Below are 5,073 nucleotides of genomic sequence, written 5' to 3'. Positions count from 1 at the left end.
TTCATTATCAACTTCTCCATTAAAAAATGAATCTATCCAAGAGGTAAGTAAAATATTTAAAATGATCAGTGACCCTACCCGACTTTCAATTTTATTTCTTCTGCAGAAAGAAGAACTTAGCGTTGGAGCTATTGCGCATTCTTTGAGTATGGAACAATCAGCAATTTCTCACCAGTTAAAAACTTTAAAGACTTCAAGATTAGTAAAATCAAAAAGAGCTGGTAAAAATATGATTTATAGCCTTGACGATCTTCATATTTTTAGTATTCTTGAGCAAGTTTCAACTCATATCGAAGAACAAGAAAAAGAAAAATAAAGACAAACTACAAGGTTAAAATGATTTTACAATTCATTAGTTCAAATAAAAAAAGACAGCGAGTTAAAATCTCGCTGTCTTTTTTTATTTGAACTTCACTATCGTAGTTGTTTATATAAAATTTAATAGTGTTTGAATCGTCCCATTTTCTATCAAAATATAAATTCCTAAGCCAATAAACACTATAGGAACAAGGATTCGTTCATATTTTTCTAAGGTTTCGGAAACAAAAGAAATCTTGGCTAATTTGTAACTGATATAGCAAAGAACCGCAACAGAAATAGCAAATACGATTAGAGCGGTGACAATCTCTGAAAAAGATAACGAGGCAAAGTAAGGAATATAAATCCCTAAGTTATCGCCACCAGAAGCAATTGTTATTAAGGCAACGGTCCAAAAGAAGCGGTTTGTTCCTCTTGATTCAAGCTTTTCAACGACTTCCTCTTCTTCTTCCTCCTCTTCGCCAACCAATGCCACTCTGATTCCTAAGAAAATCGGAATTAGACCGAGAAGCCCAATGATCCAATCTTGCGGAATGAAATTCAGCACATATGCTGCAAATAAACTTACGGCTACTAAGATACCTGTTCCTAGATATTGACCCCAAAAAATCTGACGGAGCCCTTTTTTTGTATGACTTTGAGAAAAAATAATCAGCAAGATAAACAAATAATCAATGCTGGTAGAAATATAAACAGCGATAGCTGAAAAAATACTTTGTAACAAAATAACTTCCTCCAAACTAAATTTTCATAGATATATTTTCTGACAACTTTAGAAAATCCTGCACAGCGGAAAGTATCTCTTCATTCGCTAAAGAATAATAAACTACTTTTCCATCTTGACGTGATTTTGCTATTTCGTTCTTTTTCAAAAAACGTAAATGGTGTGACGTTGTAGCAATACTAGCATTAAGTATCGCCGCTAAATCACAAACGCACATCTCCTTATAAGTTTCTAAAGTATAAAAAATTTTAATCCTAGAAGAATCGCTAAAACATTTTCCTAATATAAGTAAAGTTGAAAGGTCTTTATCTTTTAAATTGTTTTTAACACTAGCTACTTTTTCTTTATGTATACTGTTAGTTGTACATACTTCTGCGTTCATTAATTTAACCACCCCCATTCAAACGAACGTTTGAATGAAGTATAGCTATCTAAGCATTGTTTTGTCAATAAGTAGTTAATCTGTAGACAATTCAAATAAATTCAACATTGATAAAACAAGATTATTGATACACTATTTTAAGCAATTTCATGTATTGTAAGTGTCGATTAATTAGTTTATGATTTGTCAAATTAAGCTAGAATAAAATGCTTCTTGTACATAGCTCAAAAATATTTCGATTGGTGTTCTGTAATTCAATGATTTTCTTGGAATATGATTACGTTGATTGCTGACACTGGAAATAAATGTCTGATTCACTTCTCTAAAATCCATTGATTTCGGCAGTCCATTACGACGCAGAATCCCGTTAGAATTCTCGTTTAATGGGCGTTGAGAAGGTGTTCCAGGGTCCGCAAAATATATATCAATATCATGTTGGTTACTAATGGCTTTCCAGTTAGAAAATTCTTTTCCACAGTCAAACGTAATAGATTTAAAGAAGTTTTTAGGGAAGCGAGAAAACCATTGATTAAGGGCAGTTTCAATATCTAATGCCTTACGGCCGTTGGGTTTAATCGTGATAATGACTTTAGATAATCTTTCAACTAAAGTAATGACGGCACTTTTATGATGAATGCCAACGATCGTATCACCTTCAAGGTGACCAAACTCAGAATTGAAATCAGGATAATTATCAGGTCGATCATGGATTGAGCGCTGATACTGTTGTTTTCCCCGTTTTTCCTGATGGCCATTGGGTTTTCTTTTACCTTTCATCGGTAGTGTGTCAATATCAAATATTCCTTTAGAAAATAAACGATAAAGTGTTCTCATACCGCATGAAACAGGCCTTCCTTTTCGCCCGATAATGACGTCAGGCGTCCAACCAAGAGTGACTTTCTCTTTAATGTAATCTACTTCATGAGCAGGTAATTGAATGACTTTTCTACCACATTTTTTCTTATTTTCTTTATACTGGTGCCAATAATCAAGAGCAGTCTTGCCTTGCTTGAACTTATTGACTACATTATAAATAGTTTGTATAGCACGTCCCATTCGGTTAGCGATTTCAACCGGCTTATTATGTTGAAGATAATATGATTCTATCATTGTCAGTTCGTCTATGGTAAGATGTTTGTAGGTCATTTATGGTTACACTCCTTTGTTTTCTTTCGTCGGAAATACAATTTGAGTGTACCATAAATGTCTTTTTATTTTTCTAACTTAATTTTACAATTCGCGGTTTAAGAAAAATCCCCTGCCAAAAAGGCAAAGGGGATTTTTGTGTTTTGCACGGAAAAAATAGTCGGATATTCCGACGTTTTTCGTGCCTGTTCACGTCGAACCTTTTCAGCCTAAAGGCGAAAAAAGGGGCAGAGTGGACAGACGGTTTTTAGCCTCGCAGAGACCACACTTTACGGCGTAAAGTATAGTGGGTTATACTTTACTTGGAAGTCGTACCGAATCAAGACCAACAATAGGAGGTTTTTTTATGTCCATGGTAGTAGCGAGAATGCAAAAAATGAAAGCTCCTAATTTAATCGGACTAGGAAATCATAACCAATGAAAAACTGACAAAAACTGACAATCATTCGAATAAAGAGATTGACGTGTCACGCTCTCATTTGAATTATGATTTAGTCGATAGAACTTATAATTATAAAACCGATATTGAAAGATATATTAACGAAAATAAATCCAGTCCTCGAGCTATTCGGAATAAAGATGAGTTATAAAGATTTTTTTGATAAATAATTTTAGACAAGAGCGTAGCGAATTTTAACAAACACGCTTGACGGAAAAAGAGTACAGCTTCACGTAAGTGATCTGTACTCTTTTTTAGCACAAACCTATCAATTTTTCGTAAGAAAAATTTGGTGGGTATAAGTGCGCCCTTTGGTATATAAAAATGATAGAAAAGGAGTGGTACTATGTTTCAAGCTATAGTTTTTGAAACTGAAAGACTGAAATTCTGTGCTGCAACACCAAATGATATTAATATAATTATGGGAATGGAGACCCATGTTGATAATGGTTATTAAGATCAAATTATTTATTCGATTTTAGATAGTGAATGGAGAAAGAAAAAATAATTTATTTTTACGAAAAAAAGGCGTCTATAAAATTTTATAGGCGCCTTTTTTTCGTAATTTTTTAATTACTACTCAATTGGAATAGATTTTTTTATTTCTTTGTTACTATCTTTTGGCAAGGTTAGTTTAAGAATTCCCTCTGAATAAGAAGCCTTTATTTCGTCTTCTTTAACATTTTCTAATAAATATTGACGTCGGACACTTGTTAAACTACGTTCGCTACGAATCAACCTTCCTTTTTTATCTTCGGTTGCTGTATCAATTTGGTGTTGGCCACTAATTGTTAATACTCCGTTTTCGTAAGTAACTTGAATGTCTTCTTTAGGAATACCAGGAAGTTCAGCTTCTACAAAATATTCATTATCAGTTTCATGAATATCTGTTTTGATTAAATTTGGCTTAAAATCATTGAATAAATTACGACTAAAGTCTTCGAAAAAATTAAAAGGTGTCATGTTATATGTGTCTGAGTTACGTTTTTGAATCTCGTTTGACATAATAATCAATCCTTTCTATATTTTCTTTTCAATTATTATTTTAGTCAAAAAAGGGCAATTTTCAAGTATTAAGCTATTTGAAAATTGTGAAATTATTTTTCATGTGATGCTATCAGCATATTTTTTTATCGCTCGTAAATACTCATGATAGGCTTCTAGTTCTTCAAGAGATAATTTAAATAAATTAATTTGATTCATGTTTGATAATTGATTTAGTAAGTTTGTTTGTAGGTTTTTAGAATCACTTTTATCGAATTCATTATTTAAAACAAAGTTCAACATTTTTGAGTGAATCGCTGATTGAAATTCATTGATTATCTCAATTTCAAATGTTTTTCTGTAATCTAATTTCATATTGTTTGCTCCCTTCTGGTTTCGTTTCGCTTTGCTCAACTAAACATTTACTTTTAATTAAACAGACTTCGCTAGTTTAATCAAAAATAAACGTGCGAATAAAAAGCAAATCATTTTGAAAGCTCATAAAATGCGTTCTAAGGCGTTTTATGAGCTTTAGGTGTAAAATTTATGCTCTTTACTTTTAAAAAGCCTGTATCAGCTTGACATTAGTGTTTAAATTGATTTTAACCTAATTTTAGGGTGCTTACTTCTTTTTGGGTGCGCTAGTTTATTCAAAAGGAATCCTGTAAATAAAAAAGTAACATACTCCACAAAGCTCTATTTTTAGTTTTAAGGGGGTTTTTGTTCTAATTCTGCTTTTGGGTTGTTAGGGCTTGCCCTGACCGTCTGTAAGACGCTTGATTGCGTGATATGAGTATTTAGCTAGTCAAACAGTTAAAACAGCTTATATGAGCAATTAGAGGGAATCCAATAAATTCCTAAAAGTGGTTTTGATCTTTTCTTTTAGCGAGTGAACGAAGTGAACGCTGCAAGTAAAATGTGAGCGTGGTTTTCGCTCACTCCTTTTTTGATGACTTTGACCTTTATTTTTACATTTTTGAAAAAAATAAAAAAAAGGCGAAGCCTATATTACATTTATCTTATATATTTTATTCTTTTGTTTCTTTTGCGTGGAAAAAAAGTCAGTGGTAGCAAGGAAGG

General features: G+C 32.4%; 7 protein-coding genes. 2 read left to right on the top strand and 5 right to left on the bottom strand.

Features of this window, described 5'->3' with window-relative positions; genetic code table 11:
- Positions 1 to 316, top strand: a 316-nt coding sequence (locus GT674_RS16375) for an ArsR/SmtB family transcription factor (protein WP_243149183.1), incomplete at its 5' end; no start/stop codon positions are given.
- A gap of 111 nt (positions 317 to 427) precedes the next feature.
- On the opposite strand, the gene GT674_RS16370 is transcribed toward GT674_RS16375, so the two are convergent.
- The 3 genes from GT674_RS16370 to GT674_RS16360 all read right to left on the bottom strand — a co-directional run bounded on the left by GT674_RS16370 (position 428) and on the right by GT674_RS16360 (position 2,570).
- The gene (locus tag GT674_RS16370) at positions 428 to 1,042 is read right to left on the bottom strand and encodes a CadD family cadmium resistance transporter (protein ID WP_002300952.1); all 615 of its coding nucleotides are present in this window, start codon (positions 1,040 to 1,042) and stop codon (positions 428 to 430) included.
- A 16-nt stretch (positions 1,043 to 1,058) separates the two neighbouring features.
- Positions 1,059 to 1,424 carry an ArsR/SmtB family transcription factor gene (locus tag GT674_RS16365; protein ID WP_010620829.1) on the bottom strand — a complete coding sequence of 122 codons (366 nt, stop codon included), beginning with the start codon at positions 1,422 to 1,424 and terminating at the stop codon, positions 1,059 to 1,061.
- 186 nt (positions 1,425 to 1,610) lie between these two features.
- Positions 1,611 to 2,570 (bottom strand): IS30-like element IS6770 family transposase, encoded by a 960-nt coding sequence (locus GT674_RS16360; RefSeq protein ID WP_016176468.1) that lies wholly within the window; start codon positions 2,568 to 2,570, stop codon positions 1,611 to 1,613.
- Positions 2,571 to 2,977: 407 nt separating this feature from the next.
- On the opposite strand from GT674_RS16360, the gene GT674_RS18380 reads away from it, so the two are divergent.
- Complete coding sequence (locus tag GT674_RS18380; protein WP_202976880.1) at positions 2,978 to 3,160, top strand: plasmid recombination protein; 183 nt, start codon at positions 2,978 to 2,980, stop codon at positions 3,158 to 3,160.
- A 425-nt stretch (positions 3,161 to 3,585) separates the two neighbouring features.
- Here GT674_RS18380 and GT674_RS16350 read toward each other — a convergent pair whose 3' ends face one another.
- Positions 3,586 to 4,014 (bottom strand): Hsp20/alpha crystallin family protein, encoded by a 429-nt coding sequence (locus tag GT674_RS16350; protein ID WP_002396183.1) that lies wholly within the window; start codon positions 4,012 to 4,014, stop codon positions 3,586 to 3,588.
- 99 nt (positions 4,015 to 4,113) lie between these two features.
- A complete protein-coding gene (locus GT674_RS16345) occupies positions 4,114 to 4,368 on the bottom strand; it encodes an epsilon-antitoxin (protein ID WP_010824143.1) in 255 nt (84 codons plus the stop codon).
- Positions 4,369 to 5,073 lie beyond the last annotated feature (705 nt).

Origin of the sequence: Blautia sp. BIOML-A1, from assembly GCF_009883055.1 — a bacterium.
Classification (GTDB): Bacteria; Bacillota; Clostridia; order Lachnospirales; family Lachnospiraceae; genus Blautia_A.
This window is presented reverse-complemented; position numbering and strand designations above follow the sequence as displayed.

Excerpts from the sequence above, each read along its gene's own strand:
- GT674_RS16360 (WP_016176468.1), bottom strand. The coding sequence starts at position 2,570 with ATGACCTACAAACATCTTACCATAGACGAACTGACAATGATAGAATCA.
- GT674_RS16345 (WP_010824143.1), bottom strand. The coding sequence starts at position 4,368 with ATGAAATTAGATTACAGAAAAACATTTGAAATTGAGATAATCAATGAA.
- GT674_RS16365 (WP_010620829.1), bottom strand. The coding sequence starts at position 1,424 with ATGAACGCAGAAGTATGTACAACTAACAGTATACATAAAGAAAAAGTA.
- GT674_RS16350 (WP_002396183.1), bottom strand. The coding sequence starts at position 4,014 with ATGTCAAACGAGATTCAAAAACGTAACTCAGACACATATAACATGACA.